Source organism: Gordonia sp. N1V (assembly GCF_029269935.1).
Taxonomy (GTDB): domain Bacteria; phylum Actinomycetota; class Actinomycetes; order Mycobacteriales; family Mycobacteriaceae; genus Gordonia; species Gordonia polyisoprenivorans.
On the sequence record NZ_JARJDD010000013.1, the window covers coordinates 92,621 to 116,709 of the forward strand.

General features: G+C 66.9%; 21 protein-coding genes. 9 read left to right on the top strand and 12 right to left on the bottom strand.

Features of this window, described 5'->3' with window-relative positions; all coding sequences use genetic code 11:
• Positions 1 to 30 precede the first annotated feature (30 nt).
• The 4 genes from P3L18_RS17480 to P3L18_RS17495 are packed head-to-tail and all read left to right on the top strand — an operon-like array spanning position 31 to position 3,515.
• Complete coding sequence (locus P3L18_RS17480; protein WP_276114788.1) at positions 31 to 1,497, top strand: aldehyde dehydrogenase; 1,467 nt, start codon at positions 31 to 33, stop codon at positions 1,495 to 1,497.
• Between the two features lie 31 nt (positions 1,498 to 1,528).
• Positions 1,529 to 2,266 (top strand): SDR family oxidoreductase, encoded by a 738-nt coding sequence (locus P3L18_RS17485; protein ID WP_006367800.1) that lies wholly within the window; start codon positions 1,529 to 1,531, stop codon positions 2,264 to 2,266.
• On the top strand, positions 2,263 to 3,150 hold the full coding sequence (locus P3L18_RS17490; protein ID WP_079930740.1) for an NAD(P)-dependent oxidoreductase: 888 nt from the start codon (positions 2,263 to 2,265) through the stop codon (positions 3,148 to 3,150). Before P3L18_RS17485 ends, P3L18_RS17490 begins: the two co-directional genes overlap by 4 nt.
• The gene (locus P3L18_RS17495) at positions 3,147 to 3,515 is read left to right on the top strand and encodes a carboxymuconolactone decarboxylase family protein (RefSeq protein ID WP_006367798.1); all 369 of its coding nucleotides are present in this window, start codon (positions 3,147 to 3,149) and stop codon (positions 3,513 to 3,515) included. The genes P3L18_RS17490 and P3L18_RS17495 overlap by 4 nt, the downstream gene beginning before the upstream one ends.
• Positions 3,516 to 3,945: 430 nt before the next feature.
• Here P3L18_RS17495 and P3L18_RS17500 read toward each other — a convergent pair whose 3' ends face one another.
• Positions 3,946 to 5,235: an HNH endonuclease signature motif containing protein gene (locus P3L18_RS17500; RefSeq protein ID WP_276114789.1), complete on the bottom strand. Its 1,290-nt coding sequence runs from the start codon at positions 5,233 to 5,235 to the stop codon at positions 3,946 to 3,948.
• Between the two features lie 450 nt (positions 5,236 to 5,685).
• Here P3L18_RS17500 and P3L18_RS17505 point away from each other — a divergent pair, with 450 nt between their 5' ends.
• The 3 genes from P3L18_RS17505 (at position 5,686) to P3L18_RS17515 (ending at position 8,804) form a co-directional block, all read left to right on the top strand.
• Positions 5,686 to 7,056 carry an alpha/beta hydrolase domain-containing protein gene (locus tag P3L18_RS17505; protein WP_276114790.1) on the top strand — a complete coding sequence of 457 codons (1,371 nt, stop codon included), beginning with the start codon at positions 5,686 to 5,688 and terminating at the stop codon, positions 7,054 to 7,056.
• 69 nt (positions 7,057 to 7,125) lie between these two features.
• Positions 7,126 to 7,791: a PaaI family thioesterase gene (locus tag P3L18_RS17510; RefSeq protein WP_276114791.1), complete on the top strand. Its 666-nt coding sequence runs from the start codon at positions 7,126 to 7,128 to the stop codon at positions 7,789 to 7,791.
• 86 nt (positions 7,792 to 7,877) lie between these two features.
• Complete coding sequence (locus P3L18_RS17515; RefSeq protein WP_276114792.1) at positions 7,878 to 8,804, top strand: amidohydrolase family protein; 927 nt, start codon at positions 7,878 to 7,880, stop codon at positions 8,802 to 8,804.
• A 16-nt stretch (positions 8,805 to 8,820) separates the two neighbouring features.
• Here the strand turns inward: P3L18_RS17515 and P3L18_RS17520 are convergent, their stop codons facing one another.
• From P3L18_RS17520 to P3L18_RS17530, 3 genes are read right to left on the bottom strand one after another with little or no spacing between them, the layout of a single operon-like run.
• Positions 8,821 to 9,780 carry a hypothetical protein gene (locus P3L18_RS17520; protein WP_276114793.1) on the bottom strand — a complete coding sequence of 320 codons (960 nt, stop codon included), beginning with the start codon at positions 9,778 to 9,780 and terminating at the stop codon, positions 8,821 to 8,823.
• A gap of 35 nt (positions 9,781 to 9,815) precedes the next feature.
• Complete coding sequence (locus P3L18_RS17525; protein ID WP_276114794.1) at positions 9,816 to 10,085, bottom strand: DUF2277 family protein; 270 nt, start codon at positions 10,083 to 10,085, stop codon at positions 9,816 to 9,818.
• A gap of 11 nt (positions 10,086 to 10,096) precedes the next feature.
• A complete protein-coding gene (locus P3L18_RS17530) occupies positions 10,097 to 11,065 on the bottom strand; it encodes an NADPH:quinone oxidoreductase family protein (RefSeq protein ID WP_276114795.1) in 969 nt (322 codons plus the stop codon).
• Between the two features lie 72 nt (positions 11,066 to 11,137).
• Between P3L18_RS17530 and P3L18_RS17535 the strand changes: the two genes are divergently transcribed.
• A complete protein-coding gene (locus tag P3L18_RS17535) occupies positions 11,138 to 11,836 on the top strand; it encodes a class I SAM-dependent methyltransferase (protein WP_006367791.1) in 699 nt (232 codons plus the stop codon).
• A 19-nt stretch (positions 11,837 to 11,855) separates the two neighbouring features.
• Here the strand turns inward: P3L18_RS17535 and P3L18_RS17540 are convergent, their stop codons facing one another.
• The 3 genes from P3L18_RS17540 to P3L18_RS17550 are packed head-to-tail and all read right to left on the bottom strand — an operon-like array spanning position 11,856 to position 14,934.
• Entirely contained in the window at positions 11,856 to 12,611 is a 756-nt protein-coding gene (locus tag P3L18_RS17540) for an SDR family NAD(P)-dependent oxidoreductase (RefSeq protein ID WP_276114796.1), read from the bottom strand.
• Positions 12,608 to 13,564: an alpha/beta fold hydrolase gene (locus P3L18_RS17545; RefSeq protein ID WP_276114797.1), complete on the bottom strand. Its 957-nt coding sequence runs from the start codon at positions 13,562 to 13,564 to the stop codon at positions 12,608 to 12,610. The genes P3L18_RS17540 and P3L18_RS17545 overlap by 4 nt, the downstream gene beginning before the upstream one ends.
• Entirely contained in the window at positions 13,561 to 14,934 is a 1,374-nt protein-coding gene (locus P3L18_RS17550) for an NAD(P)-binding domain-containing protein (RefSeq protein ID WP_276114798.1), read from the bottom strand. The genes P3L18_RS17545 and P3L18_RS17550 overlap by 4 nt, the downstream gene beginning before the upstream one ends.
• Positions 14,935 to 15,044: 110 nt before the next feature.
• On the opposite strand from P3L18_RS17550, the gene P3L18_RS17555 reads away from it, so the two are divergent.
• Positions 15,045 to 15,641 carry a TetR/AcrR family transcriptional regulator gene (locus tag P3L18_RS17555; RefSeq protein ID WP_276114799.1) on the top strand — a complete coding sequence of 199 codons (597 nt, stop codon included), beginning with the start codon at positions 15,045 to 15,047 and terminating at the stop codon, positions 15,639 to 15,641.
• A gap of 77 nt (positions 15,642 to 15,718) precedes the next feature.
• On the opposite strand, the gene P3L18_RS17560 is transcribed toward P3L18_RS17555, so the two are convergent.
• The 5 genes from P3L18_RS17560 to P3L18_RS17580 form a co-directional block, all read right to left on the bottom strand.
• Positions 15,719 to 16,573, bottom strand: coding sequence for an LLM class F420-dependent oxidoreductase (locus tag P3L18_RS17560; RefSeq protein ID WP_079929020.1), 855 nt, complete (start codon positions 16,571 to 16,573; stop codon positions 15,719 to 15,721).
• Between the two features lie 73 nt (positions 16,574 to 16,646).
• A complete protein-coding gene (locus P3L18_RS17565) occupies positions 16,647 to 20,636 on the bottom strand; it encodes an AAA family ATPase (RefSeq protein ID WP_276114800.1) in 3,990 nt (1,329 codons plus the stop codon).
• Between the two features lie 371 nt (positions 20,637 to 21,007).
• A complete protein-coding gene (locus P3L18_RS17570; RefSeq protein WP_079929018.1) occupies positions 21,008 to 22,048 on the bottom strand; it encodes a prenyltransferase in 1,041 nt (346 codons plus the stop codon).
• Entirely contained in the window at positions 22,045 to 22,758 is a 714-nt protein-coding gene (locus P3L18_RS17575) for a class I SAM-dependent methyltransferase (protein WP_014361079.1), read from the bottom strand. Before P3L18_RS17575 ends, P3L18_RS17570 begins: the two co-directional genes overlap by 4 nt.
• Positions 22,752 to 24,059 carry a glycosyltransferase family 4 protein gene (locus P3L18_RS17580; protein ID WP_079929034.1) on the bottom strand — a complete coding sequence of 436 codons (1,308 nt, stop codon included), beginning with the start codon at positions 24,057 to 24,059 and terminating at the stop codon, positions 22,752 to 22,754. The genes P3L18_RS17575 and P3L18_RS17580 overlap by 7 nt, the downstream gene beginning before the upstream one ends.
• Positions 24,060 to 24,089: the final 30 nt, after the last annotated feature.

Genomic DNA, 24,089 nt, shown 5'->3' on the forward strand with positions numbered 1-24,089 from the left:
CAGACACCTGTCCAGATGGAGTTCCAGTTCATGTCACTCAGACCCGTATCCGCCTCGGATCTACTCATCGACGGCAAGCTGATCCCCGGCGGGGGTGGCACTTTCGATGTCATCAACCCCGCCACCGAGGCCGTGATCGGCAAGGCGGCCGACGCCGACGCCGACGACATGGATGCCGCGATCGCCGCCGCTCGACGCGCCTTCGACGAAACACCGTGGTCCCGGGACCACTCATTTCGCGCGCGTTGCCTCCGGCAGCTGCGCGACGCCCTGCTCGCGCACGTCGACGAACTCCGTGAGATCACCGTCGCCGAAGTTGGTTGCCCGGTGTTCCTGACGCACGGGCCGCAGCTGGAAGGACCCATCAACGACCTCGGCTACTTCGCAGACCTCGCCGAGAATTATTCGTGGACCACCGATCTCGGCGAGGCCAAGCCGATGGGACTGAAGAACCATCGCGAGGTGCGCAGCGAGGCGGCCGGCGTCGTCGGCGCGATCACGCCGTGGAACTTTCCGCACCAGATCAACTTCGCCAAGATCGGGCCGGCACTTGCCGCCGGATGCACGGTCGTCCTCAAGCCCGCCCCCGACACCCCATGGTGTGCGGCACTGGTCGGCAAGGTGATCGCCGAGGAAACAGACTTCCCGCCCGGCGTCGTCAACATCGTCACCTCCAGCGATCACGCAGTGGGCGCCCAACTCGGCAGCGACCCGCGCGTGGACGTCTTGTCCTTCACCGGGTCCACCGCCACCGGCAAGAAGGTGATGGCCGCTGCCGCGGAATCGCTCACCAAGGTCTTCCTCGAACTCGGCGGGAAGTCGGCGTTCATCGTCCTCGACGACGCCGATCTCGCGGCCGCGTGCTCGATGGCCGCGTTCGCCGTGGTCACCCACGCCGGGCAGGGATGCGCCATCACCACCCGACTGCTCGTCCCCCGTGAGCGACTCGACGAGGCGATCTCCGCCACCCGCGACAGCCTCGCCGGACTCGCCGCGGGCGACCCGGCCGACGCCGGAACCATCTGCGGGCCCTTGATCTCTGCTCGACAACGTCAGCGTGTGGAGTCCTACATCGAACTCGCACGTGCGGAGGGTGGCACCATCGAGATCGGCGGCGGACGACCCACCGACAAGCCCACCGGATTCTTCGTCGAACCCACGTTGATCTCCGGGGTTGATAATTCGTCCCGGGTCGCGCAGGAGGAGATCTTCGGGCCGGTGTTGGTGATCCTCCCCCACGACGGCGACGACGACGCCATCCGCATCGCCAACGATTCTCCGTACGGACTCTCCGGAGCGGTGTGGGGTACCGACGAGGATCGGATCAACAAGGTTGTCAACGGCATTCGCACCGGAACCATGTCCGTCAACGGCGGCATCTGGTACTCCGCCGACGTGCCCTTCGGCGGCTACAAGGCGTCGGGTATCGGCCGCGAGATGGGCGTCGCCGGCTTCGAGGAGTATCTGCAGACCAAGGCCGTCGCCCGACCCGCCTGACCTCATCATTCAACGAAAAGAGCAGCAGCACATGACTTCTTCACGATTCACCGACAAGACCGTCATCGTCACCGGCGCCGCCGGAGGCATCGGCGAGGCCTACGCACGAGCACTGGCCGGCGAGGGCGCCAATGTGGTCGTCGCCGATCTCAACGACGAGGCCGGCGAGAAGGTCGCCGCCGACATCGGTGGACGCTACGTCCACACCGACGTCTCCGACCCCGACTCGGCGGCCGCACTCGCGCAGGCCACCGTGGACACGTACGGCCGGATCGACGGTCTGGTCAACAACGCAGCGATCTACGGCGGGATGAAGCTGGACTTCTTGATCACCGTCCCATGGGACTACTACAAGAAGTTCATGAGCGTGAATCTCGACGGCGCGCTCAACGTCACCCGCGCGGTGTACTCGCACATGACCGATGGTGGTGCGATCGTGAATCAATCCTCCACCGCGGCATGGTTGTACAGCGGCTTCTACGGCCTCGCGAAGGTTGGCGTCAACGGGCTCACCCAACAGTTGGCCACCGAGCTCGGCGGTCAGAACATCCGGGTCAACGCCATTGCGCCCGGCCCCATCGACACCGAGGCGACGCGCAGCACCACACCGAAGGAGATGGTCGACGACATCGTGAACCGCCTGCCCCTCAAGCGCTTCGGTACACCCGAGGATCTGGTGGGCATGTGCCTGTTCCTGTTGTCCGACGAGGCCGGCTGGATCACCGGCCAGATCTTCAATGTCGACGGCGGGCAGGTGATCCGGTCGTGAGCACCGACGCTGCCGGCTCTCTGCGGCTCGGGTATGTCGGGCTGGGAAACATCGGTGGCCCGATGGCCGGCAGCCTCGCCAAGTGGGCCGGCGGGATGACGGTGTTCGACTTGTCCGAGGACGCCGTCGCCAAGCTCGTCGATCAGGGGGCCGATCGCGCGGAATCGCTGTCGGACCTGGCTTCTCGCACCGACGTCATCGGGGTCTGCGTGCTCAACGACGAGCAGGTCCGCACAGTCGTCAGCGGCGACGGCGGGCTGTTGAGCACCGCGGCTCCGGGGACGATCATCACCGTGCACTCGACGATCGCTCCGGAGACGGCAGTCGATCTCGCTGCCGCGGCCGCCGAGCGCGGCGTGACAGTGCTCGACGCCCCGATCTCCGGTGGCGCGGCCGGCGCCGCCGAAGGCCGTTTGGCGATCATGGTCGGCGGCCCGCGCGACGCCTACGAGAGAATAAAGGAACCATTCGCGCTCACCTCCGACATGGTGGTCCACGCCGGCTCGGACGTCGGTGCGGGCACGAAGATGAAGCTCGCGCGAAACCTACTCCACTTCATCTCGTTCACCGCCACCACCGAGGCCGCCCGCCTTGCCGAGGCAGCAGGTATCGACCTGGTGAAACTCGGAAAAGTGGTCCGCCACACCGATGCCATCACCGGTGGCGCCGGCGCAATCATGCTGCGCGACAACACCGCCGAGATCGCACCGGACGATTTCTGGTACGACATCTTCACATCGGTTCGAACCCTGGGCGAGAAAGATCTCACGCTGGCGTTAGCCCTTGCCGATCACTTGGGCGTCGACCTTCCGCTCGGTCGGTTGGCACGCCGCGACCTTGCCCAGGCGCTCGGCGTCCCCCACCACGAAGGAGAGCTCTCATGACGTCCGAGCAGCGCCAGAAGTCGCTCGACATGATGTCGAAAGTCTACGGCTGGGAGATGTCCGACGGACCCGGCGACTACTTCGCCCACACCGCCGATCAGGTGTTCGGCGAAGTCTGGTCCCGCGAAGGGCTTTCCATCCGCGACCGCCGACTCCTACTCCTCGGTGCCCTTGCACAGTCCGGCCAGATCGACGTCGCCGAGATCCAGGCGTCCTCTGCGCTGGCCAATGGCGAATTGACTCCGGAACAGCTGGAGGAGATCTCCCTGTTCCTCTGCTACTACGTCGGCTGGCCCCTGGGCACCAAGATGCACTTCATGTTCGGCAAGGTGATCGACAACCATCGAAAGTCCCAGAAGGAATAGCCGACCATCGAAGGGCGCTGACGCCCTCCCGCCCGACGGTGTTCCCATCCCGATGGACGAGGCCTCGAGACCCGTTGCAAAGATCGGCATCCGGTCCTCCGTGATCCGGTTCCAGCTCTGCCGCAGGCAGTCTCGAGGCTCGCCGCACGCGGCTCGCACCTCGACCATCGGGGGGTGACGACTCGCCACGGAAGGATGCTGACGCTTTCCCGCCCGATGATCGGGTACTCGGACCCTCCCCACCCGATGGTCGAGGTGTCCGGCGCCCCTGGCGCCGGGCCTCGAGACCCGTTGCACCGATGGGTATCCGGTCCACGGGCACGCGATCACCTCGACCATCGGGTGGGAATTATCTCTATGGAGTTCTCAAACAACAGATGCGGTTCCGACGATGCCGGGTGCAGGGAATCAGGCAGTGGGGCAGCGCAGGTCAGGCTGCGGCGTCGTCGAGTCGCATAGTCCGCCGGTGATACGACGGCACTGGTTGTCGTTTCGGATCGACGCTGGCGGGCGGAACGAGCCACGGATGTCGGTCGAATCCCATGATGATGTCCCAACCGTGGTGGTGCACATCATCATGACAACTACTGCACAGCAGGCAGCCGTTGTCGAGGTCGGTAGGACCACCCTCACTCCAGTGGTGCACGTGGTGTCCTTGGCAGCGTCCGGCGTGGGCGCCGCACTTGATACACCCACGATCACGCACCAACAACGCTTTGCGTTGGCCGGGAGTGAACAATCGTTCCTGGCGTCCGACGTCGAGGGGTACGCCATCGGTGTTGAGGATGATCTTGGTGATGGTGGTGTCACACGACAACATCCGGGCGGCGGCTTCGGTGATGGCACCCATGTTCTGCAAATCGCCGCCGAGTGCGGGGTTGTCGGCTGACCAGGTCCACAACAGTCCGTTGGTGGGCTTGGCTGAGAAGGTGGTGTCGGCCAATCCTTGTGCCGCCAACTCCACGATCGTTTCGAATGCGGCGGCGCAGATTTGTTCGGGTGTCCGCGGATCCGGGGATCCGTCGGGCTGGGGCTTGGGCGTCGACAAGGTTTCCATCAGAGTTCTGGTTTTCTCCCCGGCGATGATGTCGAGGTTCGCCGAGATCTCCAACCGGCCGTCGTCGGTGATGCGGTCGGTGTAGGAGTTGATTCTCTTGTCTTCGGCGGCAGGTAAACCGCCAGGAGTCTCCGCGGCCAGTTCGTTGCCCAACTGTCGTGCGTAGAGGTTGATCTCGGCGGGGGTGAAGCCGGCGAAGTAGTGCGACAGGAGTTTCCGCAGGTATTCACAGCGTTGGACGGTGTCGAGGGGTTCGGGGCATCGGGTGTCGATGTGCGCCAACCCGCGCACGATGGCGTCGGTGTGTTCGGACGAGATGGACCCGTCAGCGGCATGCGCCAACAACAGATCGATGTCGCCGGTGGCAGCAATCCGCACATACCGACCTGCGACGGCGGGTGCGCAACCCATGCTGATCAACAACTCCCGTAGCCGCGTGGTCTTGTGATCGGCCACGCCCAGCCGATCCATCTCTCCGGTGAGGGTGGTCGCGTGATGATCAACCAGGTTCCGCAACAACAGGACTTGTTTCATCGCGCCGAAGGCTTGTGGTCCGGTCATGTCCGGATTCCATTGCAGGTCGCTGAGTTGGGTGACGATGGTGGCGAAGACTGCTTCGGCGTCAACGGTTTCCGCGTCGAGGACTGTAGTGGTGTCGATCATGGGCCCCTCCCCGGTGGCTGATCGGTGAGATGACTCCACTCTACTCGAACATACAGAGTAGCGCAAGGGTGTTCGATTATTCTGTGGAGGGAAAGGTGCTTGTGGACAACGGGTTTCGTTGGTGGGCTGGCTGAGGTTTTCTGTCGGTGGGGTGTGGTAGGGGTGCGGGTTTCGCTGTGGTTGGTGGATGTGGTTGGGAGGCTGGTTGTCTCGCCGAGTCTCGAGGCTCGCCGCACGCGGCTCGCACCTCGACCATCGGGAGGAAAGGTCTTCGATTGTCGGGGGGTTGCGACCATCGGGGGGGAAGGCCCGGTGCCTGGGACATCGGGGAAGGTTCCGGCTATCGGGCAGGGCGAGTTGCTCGACCATCGGGGGAAGACGTCTCGAGGACGTCGACGTCAAACATCAGGAAGACCACGTCGAACGGCGGACGAGGGTTAAGGTCGAAAGATGTCGTCACGAGTGACCTTCATCGAACTGACCGGCGGAAAAGGTCACAACATCCTCAGCGCCAGCCCCGGTCCGAACCTGACAGCCCACCGATATGACGAGCGCGAATATGCTGCTGTCGGACGAGCCCGCCGATTCGAGAGCACCTCGTCCGGAGACGTTGCCGAAGCCGTCTCCGCGGAGTTCACCACCCGAATCCTGGTGCGGCGCCCCGAGAATGACTCCGATTTCAACGGATACGTCGTCGTCGAGTGGTTCAACGTGTCCAGCGGAACCGACGCCGCACCCGAGTACACGTACCTCGCGCCGGAGATCGTCCGATCGGGGTGTGCCTGGGTGGGGGTTTCGGCGCAGTACACCGGCATCGAGGGCGGTGCCGGATCTGTCGGAATGGACGACGGTGACACGCCCACGCGTCTCGCCGACAAGGACCCCGATCGATATGGGTCACTACGCCACCCGGGTGACGGTTACAGCTACGACATCTTCGGCGCCATCGGTGGCGCACTCGCCGCGAACCACACTCAAGGCCACCCACTGGCCGGACTCACCGTGCGCCGACTACTGGCCGCGGGGGAATCCCAATCGGCCATGGCACTGACGACCTACGTGAATCATTTCGCCAACCTACACAACGTCTTTCACGGGATTCTGATTCACAGCCGATCTCTTGGCGCTCTGCCGCTCGGCGAGGCCGACGGCCCCGCCGACATCACCGAAGCCTATCGCGGGTTACCTGTGCGGATATCCAACGATCTGACCGTTCCGGTCTTCGTCGTGCAAACCGAGACCGACGTTCTCACCAACTTTCAGTATGTGCAAGCCCGACAACCGGATTCGTCTCTGCTGCGCGTATGGGAGATGGCCGGGACGTCGCATGCCGATTTCGCTCAGATCGGCGAGTACGAGTCGATGCTCGGTTGTCCGGCGCCGGTGAACCGCGGTCAGCAGCGCTTTGTGCTGCGTTCGGCGTTGCACCATTTGCGGTCGTGGGTCGACGAGGAGTCGGAGCCCCCGGTCGCGGACCCGCTGCTGGTCGTCGACGCCGGGGACGGCCACCGGTTCGAACTCGACCAGGTGGGCAATGCGCGCGACGGCGTGCGCACTCCGTGCGTGGACGTACCGACCCAGATCCTCAGTGGCGTGGTCGAGGACGACGTGCCCCGCATTTGTGTGCTGTTCGGCGTCACGACGCCCCTGCCGCCGACGGTCATCGCCGATCTCTACCCGGACCAGGACACCTACCTCAAGCGTTACGCCGAGGCGGCCGACACGGCGATCGAGGCCGGCTTCGTCCGCCCGGACGACCGTTCCGAAGTGCTCGCCGATGCCCGCACCGATCTGGTGGCCGACGCCGACGCCTTCCGCTAGATTAGAACACGTTCTAGTCTGGTTTCGGTCCGCGGTTCACCACGGCCGGCACGACCCGGGAGTCGCCGCATGCAGTTCACCCTCGAGGACATCTCCGACGACGAGATCGCCCGCCGCCGCGCGATCTACGAACCGCTGACCGACTCCGTGCGCCAGCTCATCGATGCGGTGATTCGCACCGAGGTCCCCGACGACGTGGTGGCCGCGGCGCGCGAGCGGATCGAAGACATCGTCGACACCCTGCGCGCCGAGCAGATCGACGGTCCGTACGGCGTTCGGTACACGCCGGATTTCGTCGGAATGCCTTGGGGCAATTCGGTTGTCGGCGTGCGTAATGCCATCGCGCCGCCTCTGCGGACCCGCCACGACGGGCACGAGGTGTCTGCCGAGTTCACCCTCGGTGCCGCCTATGAGGGTCCCGGTGACCATGTGCACGGCGGAGTGGCCGCGATGATCCTCGATCAGGTACTCGGCGAGGCCGCCAGCGTCGACAGCGTGCCGTGCTACACCGGGACGATCTCGCTGCGCTACGTGCGCCCGACGCCACTGGGGCCGCTGACCGCACGCGCGTCGATCGTCGGTCGCGACGGCCGTAAGAAGACCGTCCGGGGCACTCTCGCCGACGCCGAGGGGGTCACCGTCGAGGCCGAGGGCGTGTTCATCGTTCCCCGCGACTGGACCGGGCGCATGCCGCGCGCGTCCAAGGACCACTCCTCCGCTCACACGCAGGACTGACATTGCGAACCGCGGTCACCTCGATGGGGAACGCACGGTGATCGGCTCTCCGTGACCCGTGGCGTCACGCGCGGTACCGTCGACGCATGAACAGCGTCGTTCCCGAGCAAGATCCCTCCGCGCCGACACCGTTCAGCGAGGCTGAGGCACAACGGGTCCGCTCGATCTGGGGCACGTTGGGACTGCCGGGTCTGATCGACGTCCACACGCACTTCATGCCGAGGTCGGTGATGGACAAGGTGTGGGCGTACTTCGACTCGGCAGGCCCGCTCGTCGGACGCGAATGGCCGATCACCTACCGAGCCGACGAGGACGTCCGGGTGGCTGCGTTGCAGGCGTTCGGCATTCGCGCGTATTCCTCACTCGTGTATCCACACAAGCCGAACATGGCCGAGTGGCTCAACGGATGGGCCGCCGACTTCGCCGCGCACCACCCCGACTGTCTGCACACCGCAACCTTCTACCCCGAGGAGCCGGCGACCGCCTACGTCTCGAAGGCCATCGCCGCGGGCACCCGGGTCTTCAAGTGCCACATCCAAGTCGGCGCCTTTTCACCACTCGATCCGCTGCTCGACGGAGTGTGGTCGCAGATCGCCGACGGGCAGGTCCCGGTGATCATCCACTGCGGCTCCGGACCGGCACCGGGCACCTACACCGGGCCCGAGCCCATCGCCCGGCTCCTCAAGCGATTCCCGTCGTTGCCGCTCATCATCGCGCACATGGGCACACCGGAATACGAGCAATTCCTCGGCCTCGCCGAACGATTCGAGAATGTGCGACTCGACACCACGATGTCGTTCACCGACTTCTCCGAGGCCGACGCACCGTACCCACCCGAGCTCCGACCCCGGCTGGCCGACCTGGGACCAAAGATCTTGTTCGGCAGCGACTTCCCGAACATCCCCTACACCTACACCCACGCCCTCGACGCGATCGTGCGGCTGGATCTGGGCGACGACTGGGTACGCGGGGTCCTCTATCGAAATGCGGCGGGGTTGTTCGGTGTGAACTGAGCCCCTCTCGGAAGACTCAACTCGAGAAACGACGAGCTCCCTTGTCTGCCCGGCGAAACACGGTCAGCGCCTGATGAAGCTGTTCGTCGGTGTCTTGGAATATCCAGTACTTTTCCATGACGGCGACCACGGCGTCGTCATTGCCTGCGCGGTACATCTGTTCGCAGTCCTCGCACAATGCCCAAAACGAGGGGAGCGAATGCCCTTTGCCATAAACGCGATAGCTGGTCCTGTCGATGTCGAGTGGATGTACCCAGACGACATTGACGCTTCCGCAGATTGCGCATGGCTGGTCGGTGCTGTTGGTCGGCGCGCCGTCGACCCAGTCGTCCGGATACCTCGGCGCACCTTTTGCCGGTGTGACGACGGCGGCATACCCACCCGCCGGCCTCGGTGGCGCCTGCACGTAGTGATCAGCGAACCATCCGGTCGACGGGATTCGCGGGACCGCGTCGCGGTCACCGCGCTCACACGGGATCGGGCGGCGATCATCGGGCCAGAGCACCTCCACACGGGATGCGGCGTCGAGGATGATTCCCGCGTCGAACGTGATCTTTCGTTCCGAAAGTCGGAGGAAAGGTGCCGCAGTGACGAGTACAGACTCGCCGCGAGGCGGCAGGTGGTCGAGGCCGAAGGCGAAGGAGGCGTTGTGGGCGCCGGCTGTGCCGCGGAACCGCCCGAGTCCACCCGCATTCAACTCCGGCGACGGCAGATTGGACGAGGTCGTCCCGTCGGCCCATTCGAACCCGACCAGCAACGGAACCACGGAGCTGCGGTGACCATCGCGCCCGAACCACAGTCCGCCGTCAAAAGTCATCGCGTCCTTGCGGATTCGAACCTCGACGGTCATCTCGACCCCGGTGGTGTACGCCACTGTCTGGTTAATCCAGACCACCACGTCGGCGCAACGATTGATCACGCCGTCGAGCGGTACCCGGACCCCTACCTCGTTGAGTGGGGGTATCCACCTGATCATCACCTCGCGCCGTCTCCGATCACTGCGCCGCAGCCCTACCCCCGCGCCGCGATCCGCGCCCGGACCTCCGGACGCCGCAGCGGCGGTACGGTTTTCGGCGGCTTGCGACGCTCCGGGAGCTCATCGAGCAGGGTGCGCGTGGCGGCGGTCACCGCGATGACCGCCGCCTCGAACACCTCGGCGTTGGCTGCCGACGGATGACGGATGCCGCTCACCTTGCGAACGTATTGGCGCGCGGCTGCCTCGATTTCTTCCTCGGTCGCCGCGGGTTCGAGTCCGCGCAGTTCGGTGATGTTGCGGCACATGAGGTGACCTCTCAATCGGCGATGTGGACGACGGCTTTCCCCAGGATCCGCCCCTCGGCGAGATCGGTCAATGCGGTCGGCAGCTGATCAAGGGTGTAGGTGGTGTTGACCTGCGGGTTCAGCCCCGCCGCAATCATCTCGGTCAGCTCGTCGTGCAGCAGCTCCGGCACGCCCGGGTGCGTGCGCACATACTCACCCCAGGCGGCGCCGACGACGGCGATGTTGCGAAACAGCACGCGGTTCAGCTTGACGGTCGGGATACCACCGGCCGCGAAGCCGATGACCACGTACCGACCGTCGGGAGCGACCTGACGCAGCGCCTCGTCGAACACCTCGCCACCGGACGGGTCGATCATCACGTCGACACCCTCGGGCGCGATCTTCTTCAGTTCGGCTCCCCAACCCTCTTCGAGCTGGACAACCTCGTCGGCGCCTGCGCTGCGCAGCAATTCCTCGGCACCCTTGCGGTGCACGATCGCGATGACCTTGGCGCCCATCGCCTTGGCGACCATGATCGACGCGGTCCCCACGCCACCCGCAGCACCGAGCACCCCGACGACCTCACCGGGCGCGGTCTGTGCGCGCAACTTCAGCGCGAACAGCGCGGTCTGATAGTTGATGCCCAGCGCGGCACCCTGATCGAAGGTCAGCCCCTCGGGGAGGGGCAGCAGCTGCTCGGGCGAGGCGGCCAGCTGTTCGGCGAAGCCGCCGACGATGGACGCGACGAGAACCTTGTCGCCCACCTTCACCGACGACCCCTCGGGAGCCTGGCGCACCACGCCTGCGACCTCGGTGCCGGGCGTGAACGGCGTCGGCATGCGGAGCTGGTACTTTCCCTGACTCATCAGCAGGTCGGGGAAACAGATCCCGCACGACTTGATGTCGACGAGGACCTGGCCCTCGGCGGGCGTCGGATCGGGGACGTCGGTCAGTTCGAGGGCGGACGGTCCGGACTCTGCGGTGAGCACCTGAGCTTTCATGGTTGTCCACCCTACGCCGGGGAGAACAATCGCTCGGTCGGTAACCGCAGAGATGCCCTAGGATCGGTTTTCATGACCGCCTCGCCGGCATCGCAGCCGCTCTCCGCTCCCTCACCCGAACGTCGTCAGGTCGCCGACGACGCGCCGGGCTTCATGCCGCTCGACGAGGCGCAAACCCTGTTCGAGATCGCCGGTGAGTATCTGACACAACCGGATTCGACAAAGGTCGGCGTGGAGATCGGCACCTATTGCGGCAAGTCGACGGTATTCCTCGGCTCGGCGGCCGAGGCGGCAGGGGCGGTGATCGTCACCGTCGATCACCACCGCGGCTCCGAGGAACACCAGCCCGGCTGGGAGTACCACGACGAGTCTCTCGTCGATCCGCATTCGGGCACGCTGGACACCTCGGCCCGCTTTCGGCGCACGATGTTCGACGCCGGCCTCGAGCAGACCGTGATCGGAATGCTCGCACCGTCGACCGTCGCGGCCCGGGCCTGGGGCAAACCCGCCGACTTCGTGTTCATCGACGGCGGCCATTCGATGGAGGCCGCGCAGAACGACCTCGACGGGTGGGCACCGTGGGTGCGCATCGGTGGCGCGCTGCTGATCCACGACGTGTTCCCCGATCCCGCCGACGGCGGCCGTCCCCCCTACGAGATCTACTGCCAGGCCTTGGAGACCGGACAGTTCACCGAGGTCCGCGCGGAGGGTTCGTTGCGCGTCCTGCGACGCGACTCCGGCGAGGTCGGGGCCCCGTTGCCGCGGGGTTGACCGTCGCCGAACACCGGATCTACCCGCCTGCGAGTGCCCGCACCTTACCCAACACGTCCGGATAGCGCTGCAGGTGCGCGCCGCCGTTGAGATCGATTGCGGCACCGGTCATCCACCCCGACGCCGGGGAGGTGAGGAACGCGATCGTCGCGGCGATGTCCTCGGGAGTACCCGCCCGACCCAACGGCGTGTTCTCGATGTACTCCTCGGTCAGCCCGGGGACGAAGGCGATTCCGGCGGTCAGCGGGGTGTCGACGAGTCCGGGCGAAACGGCGTTGACGCGAACACCGCGTTCGGCGAGTTCGAGGGCGGCCACCTCGACGAGCATCAGCACCCCGGCCTTCGCCGCACAGTAGGACCCCATCCCGGCACCGGGCTGGCGACCGTTCAGCGAGGCCACACAGACGATCGAACCACCCTGGGCGACATGGCGTCCCGCATACTTGAGCACGAGGAAGGTGCCGGTCAGGCAGACATCGACGGTTGTCTGCCACGCCGACAACTCCAGTTCGGTGAGCGCTCCGGGCATCGACAGCCCTGCGCAGTTGACGACGGTCGTGAGGTCGTCCAGACCGTCGAATCCTGCAGCGACAGAAGCCTCGTCGGTGACATCGAGGTGCACCGCGGTCGCGGTGCCGCCCAGTTCGGCGACAACCGCCGCCGCGGCATCGGCATTGACGTCGGCGACGACCACGCGATGGCCCTCCTCGTGCAGCATTCGCGCTGTGGCCTTTCCGATGCCCGACGCACCGCCGACCACCAGTGCCGTGCTCACGCGGTCACCGCCAAGGTGGCGAGATGGCGTGTCAGGAACAGGATCTGGTGGGACACGACCGGCTCGAACCACGAATCCGCCACCTCGGCGAAGATCCCGAAGTGGTCACACGGGTAATGCCGGACCTCGGCGCGCGCGGCGAATCCGGCCTTGGCCGCCGCGTGGGGCGGCGCTCCCCGATCGAGGTCGGCGATCTGCATGAGGACCGGCGCCGCCACATCCGGCGCGGCCTTGTCGGCGCGAAATGAGCCGAGCTCCAGACCGATCGACGCATCGACCTCGTTGCGCCAGCTCGGGCCGGCGATCGCGAGGTAACTCTCCAGGTAGCCGTCGCTGGTCAACGCGGCCTTGTCACCGGGCTTGCCGACGACCGGCATCATCACCGGGTCACGCCCAAGTCTGGCGCCCAGAGCACTTCCGATGCCAACAGCTGTGGATCGCAACATCGAGACCGCACCCACCTGCGGGTAGTGGAGAACCCCCGCGGCCAGTCCGTTGACGAGAGGCACCGCCGAGATGACGGCGGCCACGTCGTCGCGTCCCGTCCGTGCACGTTCGGCTGCCACGATCAACACGTGCCCGCCGGATTGCGACAGCCCCCACAGGACGATCCGGGAGGCGTCCACACCGGGCTGACGGCCGGCGGCGTCGATGGCGGCATGGTAGTCGGCGGCCTGACCGGACATCGAGACCCGTTGGCGCGGTTCACCATCGGAGAGTCCGAAGTTCCGGTAGTCGAACGCGAACACCGCCAGACCGGCGTCGGCCAGGCGTCGCGCGAACGGCTCGAGCCCGGAATCCTTGGTACCACAGAAGCCGTGGGCCATCACCACCACCGGCACTCCTGCGTCGGTGGTGAATGCGTTCCCGGTGGGTGTGAAGAACCATGCGTCACAGTTCGTTCCCCCGGACTCGAAACGTACTGTGCGACGGTCGGTGTCGGCGGTGGTCATCGTGCCTCCTGCAGTGGCGCGGTGTCGACGCCCGCCCAGCGGACGGGCCCTTGCTCGGCGGCACGCGCACGCCCAGCGGGCAGTTCTTTGGTGCGGATGTTGTGTTCGTAGAGATAGTGGTCGAGTTGCTGTGTGTGCCTTGCCGTGTGCAGCATGTGCCCGGTGAAGTACTGCTGGTCGGAGGCAATGGTCTCGCGCATCTGCGGCACCGACGGCGGTCGGTACTGTCCGACCGCATAGGCACCGATGACCCGGGCCTGACATTCCACGAACGGAAACAGCGTCGGCGTGGACTGGGCGAACCCGGCGAACACGACGTCGTCGATGCCGGGATAGAAGATGCGCTTGTACAGGTCGATGTGGTTGTCGGGGGCGCCGATGACGTCCGGGTCGAAGAACGGGAAGGTGATGTTGTATCCCGTGGCGTAGATGATCACGTCGAAGTCGGCGCTCGTTCCGTCGACGAAGTGCACGGTGTGGCCGTCGAGTCGCTCGATGTTGCCCTTGGCGGTGACGTCACCCGAGCCGAGTCGCAGCGGCAGCTCGACCGACTGCGTCGGATGTGCTTCGAAGAACTTGTGATTCGGGGTCGGTAGGCCGTAATCCTCGGGGCGCCCTGCGGTCATCGGCTGCATGATCTGGGTGAACTTACGCTGCCACGAGAACGGAATATAAGGCGAGGTGTGGTAGTACTTGTCGGCCGGTTTACCCGCGAAGTACTTGGGGACGATCCAGGCACTCGACCGGGTCGAGATGGTGACCGTGGTGTCGAGCGCCTTGGACGACAGTTCGACGGCGATATCGGCGGCACTGTTGCCCAAGCCCACCACCAGGATTCGTTTGCCGGCGAAGTCCAGCGGGGTGCGCGGGTCGATATAGGAATGGGAGTGGATCTCGTCGCCGGCGAATTCGCCCGGGAAATCCGGCCACCGCGGATCCCAGTGATGCCCGTTGGCCACCACCAGCAGGTCGACGCGGCGCGTCTCGCCGCGCTGGGTCGACAGCTCCCACCCGCCGCCGTCGACTCGGCGGGCGTGGGTCACGCCATTGCCGAACTCGATGTTCTCGCGCAGCCCGAAGGCGTCGGTGTAGTCGTCGAGGTACTGCTTGATCTGGGTGTGGTGCGGGAAATCCGGGTATTCCGACGGCATCGGGAAATCCCGGAACGAGAGTTGATGTTTGGACGTGTCGATGTGCAGCGACCGATAGGCGCTTGAGTGCCCGTTGGGATTGCCGAACGCCCAGTTGCCGCCGACCCGATCGGAACTCTCGAAACAGGTGTACGGGACGCCGTAGTCGGTGAGCATCTTTCCCGATGTCAGACCGCTGATTCCGGCGCCGATGATGGCGGTACGCGGCAGATCGCGCATGGGAGCCCCTTTGGATAGTTGACAGATCTCTGAATCTGTCTACCGCACGAAAGAGCTCGGAGTGAACACTTTCACGGAACTGTCCAGCCCGGTTGTTAGAGTTGGTGTCCATGACACCCGCCCCGACCACGAGCGTCGCCGACCGCCTGCTCGATGCGGCCGAGAAGTTGCTCGCCGACAAGGGTATTCGGGCCACGACGATGCAGCAGGTCGCCGATGTCGCCGGGGTGTCGCGCGCGTGGCTCTACCGACACTTCCCCGACAAGCAGTCGATGGTCGGGGCGACGATCGTCCGGCTCACCGATTCGTTCTGGAACGATGCGCGCGTCGAACTCGAAACCCTTGGGGGCTTCACCGAGCAACTCGTGGCAGGCGTCCGGATCGGCCGCGGCGCCTACGACGACCCCGGGACGTTACTACTGCGGCTGCGCACGGAAGAGCCGGAGGAATTCGCCGCGTGCGCGGGCGTGGGCGTCAGCGCCCTCGTCCCCGACCTCGCACTTTTCTGGAGACCATTCGTCGATGCGGCGATCGAGACCGGACAGGTACACCCCGATCACGACGCCGTCGAGGTATCGGAGTGGGTGGCACGCATTCTCATCAGCCTCGGCACCGTTCCCGGCACCACCGTCGACGCCGACGACCCGGCGTCGGTGCGACGACAGGTGGAGCGCTTCGTCATTCCGGGGCTCGCGGCCGCGCCGTAGCCGGAGCGCTCAAAGGCGCTGTCGGCGTCGAGACGAGCGCTGTCGGCGATGGGACGAGCGCTGTCGGCGTGGGAGGGTCACACCACCGCAGGGGCGAGACCGAGCTTGCCGGCGAGTTTGGCGAGGTAGCCGCGGGCACGCTCCACCGAGTCGTCGGGAAGCCCGTAGAGGACCGTGGTGACGCCGATCTCGCGCCACTTCTCCAGCTTCTCGGCGACCGGCTTGAAGTCGAGGACGACGATCTCCGGCGCGCCGTCACGGCCGGCGTCGGACCAGATCCGGTGCAGTAGGCCCACCGAGCCCTCGATGTCTTCTTCGCCCGGCGTGGTGATCCAGCCGTCGGCGCTGCGGGCGATCCATCGGAAGTTCTTCTCGTTGCCTGCGGCGCCGACGAGCGTGGGGATGTGCGCCTGCGGCTTGGGCCATGCCCAGCTGGGCCCGAAATCGACGAAGTCACCGTGGTATTCGGCTTCCTCGTCGGTCCACAGTGCGCGCATCGCCTCGAGGTATTCGCGCAACATTGTCCGTCGCAGCTTCGGCGGCACCTTGTGATCGGCCAATTCGTCGAGGTTCCAACCGAATCCGACACCGAGCGTCAGCCGTCCGCCGGACAGGTGATCGAGGGTGGCCAGGGTCTTGGCGAGGGTGATCGGATCGGACTGCACCGGTAGCGCGACCGCCGTGGCGAGCCGAATCCGCTCGGTGACCGCCGCGGCCGCGGCCAGCGTGGTCCAGGGGTCGAGGGTGCGCATGTAGCGATCGTCGGGCAGCGAGGAATCACCGGTCCGCGGATGGGCCGTATCGCGGCGGGTCGGGATGTGCCCGTGCTCGGGCACGAAATACGACGCGAACCCGGCCTCTTCGATGAGCGGGGCCAGAACCTGCGGCGTCAGTCCGCGGTCGCTGGTGAACTGAACGATCCCGAAATCCATGCCCTCACCTTAGACACAGGCCTGGACACCTGTCTAGAACAAGTTCTCGTTTTATCCGAGTTCCCGTCATGCCTCAGCCGGGGCAGATGTCGGGGTACCGGACCCCCTCGGCGAACTCGTCCCACGTGCCGCGATCGATGTGATTGTCGGCCGCGCAGACGCGGCTCGCCACGGCTCCGGCGTCGATCGTCCACCACTGCAGATCGGAACGGCCACCGGCGTAGATGACGTCGTTGGGAGCGATCATCGGTTCGCGGACGTATACGGACTCTGCGGTGATCGACTCGTCGCGTGCGATCGGTTTGGGCGCATCGGGTTTCGAGATGTCCCAGAGCTGCACGCTCAGGTCGGCGCCGACCACCAGGGTTGTGCCGTCGGCCGAGACCGACAGCGACGTCACCCGAACCCCGGCCGGAACACGCACGCGCGCAGCCGATTCGGAACCGACCGCGGTCACCGAGATGGTCTGGTCGTCGGCGCCGCCGTAGATGAACCGCCCGTCGGGACTGAACACCGCCGCATTGACCGCACTCGTGTGCGAGGTCATCTGTTGTGCCAGGAGGGGATTGCGCGGGTCGTCGATGTCCCACCGGGTGATGCGATGTGCGGCATCGGCGACGACGAGGTCACCACCGTCGGGACCGAATTGGACGTCCTCGATGAAGCCGTCCGCCGTGGCGAACGGCTGTCCGAGCATCCGTGGCGCATGCGGGTCGGCGACGTCCCACAGCTGGACCGAGTTGTCGCTGCTGCCGGTGACCAGCAGATCCCTCGTCGGGTCGAAGGCCAGCGGGAAGGTGTGCCGGGTCTGCACCGGCAGCGTCACCAGACGACGCGGCGCCCGGCGATCGGAGATGTCGTAGAGATCCACCTCACCACCGCCGGTGAACGCGCTGGCGAGAATGGTGCCCGTCCGGTTGAACGCGGTCACATACCCACCACTGGGTCGCGGTTGCGCGGAGATGCGGGACAGCTCTGTCGGCGCCCGCCCGCGCGGCAGGTTCCACAGCGCGATCGTCTGGTCGGCGGCGCTGGTGGCCAAGGTCGTTCCGTCGGGGCTGACCGAGGTCTGGGTGATGGGCAGCGAGTGCGCGGGCTGCGGTGAGGCCGGGATGGCCCAGGCCTGGATCGTCCCTGCGCCACCGGCGGTGAGGACGACCTGTGGCGCGATCTCGCGGGCGGTGAAGAACGCGCCGCCGGAGGTCCGCATCGGCACGCCGAGTTCGGTGAGCAGATCGGCCGACGCCGATGTCCCGTCGGTGCCGACGTCCCAACGGCGTGCGAACCCGTCGAGACCGGCCGAGATCAACGACCGCCCATCCGCGGAGAATCCGACCGACCAGATCGCCGCGCCGTGCGCCCGAACGCGACCCAACGCGATCGGCGAGCGCGGATCGGCGATGTTCCACACCGCGACCGTCCCGTCGTCCCGGCCGGCCGCCAGTAGCGTGCCGTCGGGTGAGATCGCCACCGAATGCCACCCACTGTCGATACCGTCCCGCAGGTCCGAGAGATGCACCGGCGCAGCCGGATCGGCGATGTCGGAGAGACTGATGGTGCCGTCGTCGGAACCGGCGACGAGCACCGGTCGGGTCGGCGACAGCGCAACCGTGCGGACCGGACCGGTGTGATCACGGATCGCCGACACCGCGCGATACCCGCCGGGTGCGGTGGTGTCCCACAAGGTGACGACCCCATTGTCATGGGTGGTCGCGAGCACCCGGCCGGTGCGGTCGTAGCGCAGGATGTACGACGTCCCGGTGCCGTACGGCGACTGCAACGTCTGAGTCCGCACCGGGTGGGTGACGTCGGCGATGTCCCACACCGCGATCTTGCCCTCTCCGTCGGCCGAGGCCAGGGTCGGCGAGCCGGGCCGGAAATCGACCGAGGTGACAAAGGAACCGTACCCGCGCAGGGCCGGACCGGCTGCCACGATGTCGCGGGGGTTGTCGGCCCGCCAAAGGCGTACCGAGCGGTCGTAACTGGCCGTCGCGAGCAATCTGCCCCCCGAACCCGTGCCACCGGCGCCGCCGGAGGTCAGGCCCAGGTCGTACACCGACCCCTGGTGGCCCTGTCGCGCCGAGATCGGCAGCGGAAGCTGTTGGGTCTGCAGCACCCGCATCCGCGCCAGCGGGTTGTCGGGGTGGATGCGCCACGCGCCCACCGCGAGTTGGGCGGCGAGGCCCGGATCGGTCTGGGCCAGCCGCCCCGCCGACGACAGCAGCGCCGAGAACCGCGCATTGTCACTCTCGCGTGCCAGCGCGACGTTGGAGAAGATGGCCACCCCCGCGGCGACCACCGAGATCACCGCGAGCAGCGAGACCGCGGCGATCGCCCATCGCCGGCGGCGGCGTTGGGTGTCGATGTGGTGGCGGCCGGTGTCGAGGAAGTCGCGAGCCACCGAGCCGAGCACCGGGTCGTCGGCCACCTGCGCGGCCCACTCGTAGCGCGTCGAGTTGTAGAGCAACGACGTGTCGCGGCCCTGACGGTCCCACTCGGTGGCATCGGAGGTGACGCGCTCGAGAACCGGAGCGCTGTCACGGGTGCGTTCGATGAGTTCGCTCAGTCGCGGCCAGGCACTGAGCACGACGTCGTGGATGATCTGGACCTGCTGGTCGGAGACGGTGACGAGGCGTGACTCCGACAGCGCTTCGATCACCGCGACCGTGCCCGCGCGATCGTCACCGAGGGCGACGAGGTCGGCGAGTGGGCGCGGCCGGCGCGCGGTCACCCCGTCGGAGATGTGGATCAGCGACAGCAGCAGCCGCTGCGCGGTGACGCGGTGGGCCGGTGTCAGGGCCTGCCACATGGCCTCTGCGGATTCGGCGATGGCCGAGGAGACCCCACCCGCCGCGTGATAGCCGCTGACCGTGAGCGTGGCGCCCGCACGGGTCGCCCACATCACCGACAGCACGTGGGCCACCAGCGGGAGCTGCCCGGCGCGGTCCTCGACCGGGCCGCGCCGCCCGGTCAGGCCGCGCAAATCAGACAGGATGGTCGGGGCGAGGCCCTTGTCGACGCGGATTCCCGACACCCGTGCGGGCGCGGCGATGACCTCCTCGAGTTCGGTGTCGGTCATCGGCGGCACCACGATAGATCGGTGTTGCCACGCCGAGGCGACCGGCTCGAGCGTGGACGCCATCTCGTACATGTCGGCGCGGGCCCCGACCACGACCACGGTTCCCGGCTCCGATGCGAGCCCGCCCAACGCCTCCATCAGCTGCTGTACGCGCGGGGCGCGACGCGACTGCCCGACGAGCACCTGCTCGAGCTGGTCGACCACCTGCACGGTCAGCGTCGGCGCGGCGGCGTGATCATCGAGTCCGGTGTCGGGGTCGGCGCCGGGATGATCGGTACTGGATTCTTCGGCGTTGGGTTGTTCGGCGGGCTCGTCGCCTCCCGCACCCTCGGCACCCTGGCCATCGGCGTCGTCGAGCAGCGCGACGGCCGGGCGCGCACGCACTTCCCAGCGGTTCTCCGGACGTTCGGCGAGCCGGGCGAGGCCCGCGCGTAGCAACGACGACTTGCCCGCCCCCGAGACGCCGGTGACGAGCACCATCGCCGGCGAGAGCTCGCGGTCGCGGTCGGCGGCACCGATGAGTGCCGCGAGTTCGTCGAGGACGCGGTCGCGGCCGAAGAAGACGTCGCGGTCGTCGGCGGTCATCACCCCGAGGCCGGGGTACGGGCAGGCGAGCGTCGGGATCGGCTCGGCGGTGCGCCGCTTCGACGGACCCGCGTCACGGGTGCGGGTGCCATTGGCCGCCGACCACCAGCGTCGCCAGTCACTCAGCGACGGTGTGTCGGCACCCCGCGACTGCGCTTGCAGGATGAGCCACGCGAGGACGGGTTCGAGGGTCTCGAACCGGGCCGGGAGGTGACGTCCGCGACGCCAGTCCGAGAGGCGCTGCACCGACACCTCACCACGCCCGGGGGCGATGCGGGCAGCGCCCGCGATGGTCGCGGCCAGTGTCGGCGATCCGGCCGCGGTGAACAACGCGTGCAGTTGGGAACCGAAGCGTCCGGGGCCGTCGACCGCGGATGCGTCCGACAGACGCGTCGTCATTGGTGCTTCCCCCTCCCCCGGTCTCGGGTTCCCTGCGAATCTACGAACCAGGTACGCACAGGACAAATCAGAGTTTGGTCACGCCCGCCGATCCGGTGCCGGTTTTCCGGTCCGGAATATTCGTGCGATGACTCTAGCAGCGGTTTTCGGGCGATATCCGGTCTGCGGGTGGCATGGACCCAGCGCAATCCATTTGACTGAGGGCACTCCCCGGTCGGTGTCACGACCACCGGGTCGAGTGTCGGGGGATGCGCTCTCGTCGCCGACGTGGGGCGGCGGCGAGAGCGCATTCGAGAGAAGGCGGCAGTCCGCTCAGGGCGGACCCCTCCGGGCAAACGCCTCTGGGCCAACCCCCTCGGGGGCGAACCGCCTCAGCGTCGAGCGGCCATCCAGCTGCCGACGTCGCGGAAGATCCCGTTGGCCGCCGACGCCCGGCTGACCGCGTCGGCGGCGAGGATCACGGCCGCCGAGGTCCAGCAACTCTTCTCGACCGGCCAGCGTTTCCCGTCGGCGAAGACCAGGCCGGTCCAGTACGAGCCGTCGGGATCGCGCAGGTGCTGGATCGAGGCGATCAGTTCGACGGCGTCGGCGGTGTCGCCGAGCGCGTCGAGGGCCAGGGCCAGCTCCGAGGTCTCGGCCCCGGTCACCCACGGCCGGTGGTCGACGCAGCGCACACCCTTGCCGGGCACCACGAACTCGTCCCACCGCCGAGCGATGAGTTCTTGGCCGGCTCGTCCGCGCAGTGCACCGCCGAGCACCGGGTAATACCAGTCCATCGAATGCTCCGACGGGTCCTCGAAGACCTCGATCCGCTCGCGGAATGCCTCCCCGAGCGCCTCGAACGCACGCACCCACTCGTCGTCGGGCTGGTCGATCTCCGCGGCGATCCTGATCGCGCAGTCGAGGGCGTGGTGGATGCTCGCGTTGCCGGTGACGAGGGCTTCGTCGAACATCGCGTGCGTGCGGTGGTCACCGCCCCACCGGAAGGCGCCGTCGGGCCGCTGGAAGCGACAGACGAGGTCGATCGCCGACCACACCGTCGGCCACATCCGATCGAGGAACGCGGTGTCGCCGGTGATCATGTAGTGATGCCAGACGCCGACCGCGATGTAGGCGCAGAAGTTGGAATCGATACCGTGGTCGGTCACCGTCCCGCGCACCGTCCGGATCGGCCACGATCCGTCGGGCCGTTGATGACGCCGTGACCAGTCGTAGGCCGCCTCGGCCTCGGCCAGGAAGCCGGTGACGCTCAACGCCATCGCCGACTCGATGTGATCCCAGGGATCGGTCTGTCCGCCGGGGAACCACGGCAGCGCGCCGGAGTCCTCCTGCATGCCGACGATGGCCGCCCCGGTCGCGGTGACCTGCTCGGCCGTCAGCACACCGGCGATCGCCGGTGTGGCCCGACTCATTCCGGCTTGCGCAGATACAGGGCGACCGACTTACCGATGACCGGGTTCAACACCTGCTCGCCGACCCGCGTCAGCCACGGCTTGCTCATCATGTCCCACACCAACAGTTGGTGGTAGCCCTTGACCAGCAGGTTGTCATTGTTCTCGACGCCGACCGCGCACTTGAGCCACCAGTACGGCGCGTGCAGGGCGTGGGCGTGGTCGGTGCCGGTGACCTCGAGGCCGGCGGCCTCGAGCTTGCCGGCCAGTTCGGAGGCCTTGTAGATACGAACGTGACCGCCCTCGACCTCGTGGTACGCGTCCGACAGCGCCCAACACACCTTTTCCGGCCAGTATCGCGGCACGGTCACCGCGGCGACGCCGCCGGGCCGCAGCACCCGCACCATCTCGGCGATGGCACCTTCGTCGGTCGGTATGTGCTCGAGGATCTCCGACATCAACACGACGTCGAAGCTGTTGTCGGCGTAGGGAAGTCGGAGCGCGTCACCGACCTCGGCGCGGGCCTTCGCCTCGGCGGGTACGTGCCCCTCGGCCATCATCGCGTCGAACATCTCGGCCACATCGGCCATGTCGGACTCGGACTGATCGAAGGCGATCACGTCGGCGCCGCGTCGGAACATCTCGAACGAATGCCTGCCCTGCCCGGCCCCGATGTCGATCGCCTTGGTCTGCGGACCCACACCCAGCCGGTCGAAATCAACTGTCAGCACGCACTCGTCTCCTTTGTGTTCACCCGGTCGAGCCCTGTTCTGTCGAGCCCTGTTCTGTCGAGCCCTGGTCTGTCCAGCACCGTCTGATAGTGCTCGGCGGTCTTCGCGGCCACGGCCGCCCAGCTGTAGCGTTCCTCGACGCGGGCGCGCCCCGCGGCGCCCATCGCGGCGCGGAGGTCGGCGTCGTCGAGCAGCCGCCCGATCTCCTGGGCGAGCTTGCCCGAATCCCGGGGCGGCACCAGGCGGGCCGCGCTGCCGTCGGTGCCGACGACCTCCGGGATGGCACCGGCGCGGGTGGCGACCAGCGGGGTGCCGCAGCTCATGGCCTCGACCGCGGGCAGCGAGAATCCTTCGTAGAGCGAGGGCACGCAAGCGACTTCGGCCGACGCGAGCAGCTGCGCCATCTCCTCGTCGGTGAGCCCGGAGACGACCTCGACCCGGTCGCCGATCGCGAGGTCCTCAATGAGCTTCGCCGAAGGCCCCTCGGGGTCGAGTTTCGACACCAGGGTCAGCGTCACGTCACGTTCGGCGGCGAGTTTGGCGATGGCCTCGAGCAGATACGACACTCCCTTGAGCGGGGCGTCGGCGCTCGCGATGGACACCACGCGGCCCGGGATTCGCTGTCCGGCCGGTCGGAAGACATCGGTGTCGACGCCGAGCGGGATGGTCGTGATGCGACCCGACGGGATGTCGAAGGCCTTGCGGATGTCGACCTCGCTGCTGCGCGAGACGGTCAACAGTTCCGGGATGCGTCGCGACACCCGTCCCTGCATGCGCAGGAACGAATGCCAGCGCCACGCGGTGATCTTGCGCCACCCCTTGGCGGCCTTGACCGCGAGCGTGCGGTCGCGGGTGATGGGGTGATGGATCGTGGCGATCAGCGGGAATCCGGCCTTCTGGATCTGCAGCAGGCCGTAGCCGAGGCACTGGTTGTCGTGCACGATGTCGAAGTCGTCGCGGCGGTCGGCGAGCAGCCGGGCCACCCGCAGGCTGAAGGTCAGTGGTTCACCGAAACTGGCCGTCCACATCGACCCCACCTCGAGTGCGTCGATCCAGTCCCGGTATTCACCCGGCCGCGGCGTGCGGAACGGGTCGGGTTCGTCGTACAGGCCGAGGCTGGGCACCTTGGTCAGACGCACTCCGGCGTCGAGCGCGGCCTGGTCGAGGTCGGGATACGGCTGGCCGGAGAAGATCTCGACCTCATGTCCGAGTAACGCGAGTTCGCGGCTCAGATGCCGGACGTAAACCCCTTGTCCCCCGCAATGCGGTTTGCTCCGGTAGGAGAGCAGTGCGACGCGCACGTCGTGTACCCCGTTCTTCTCGTGTGACCC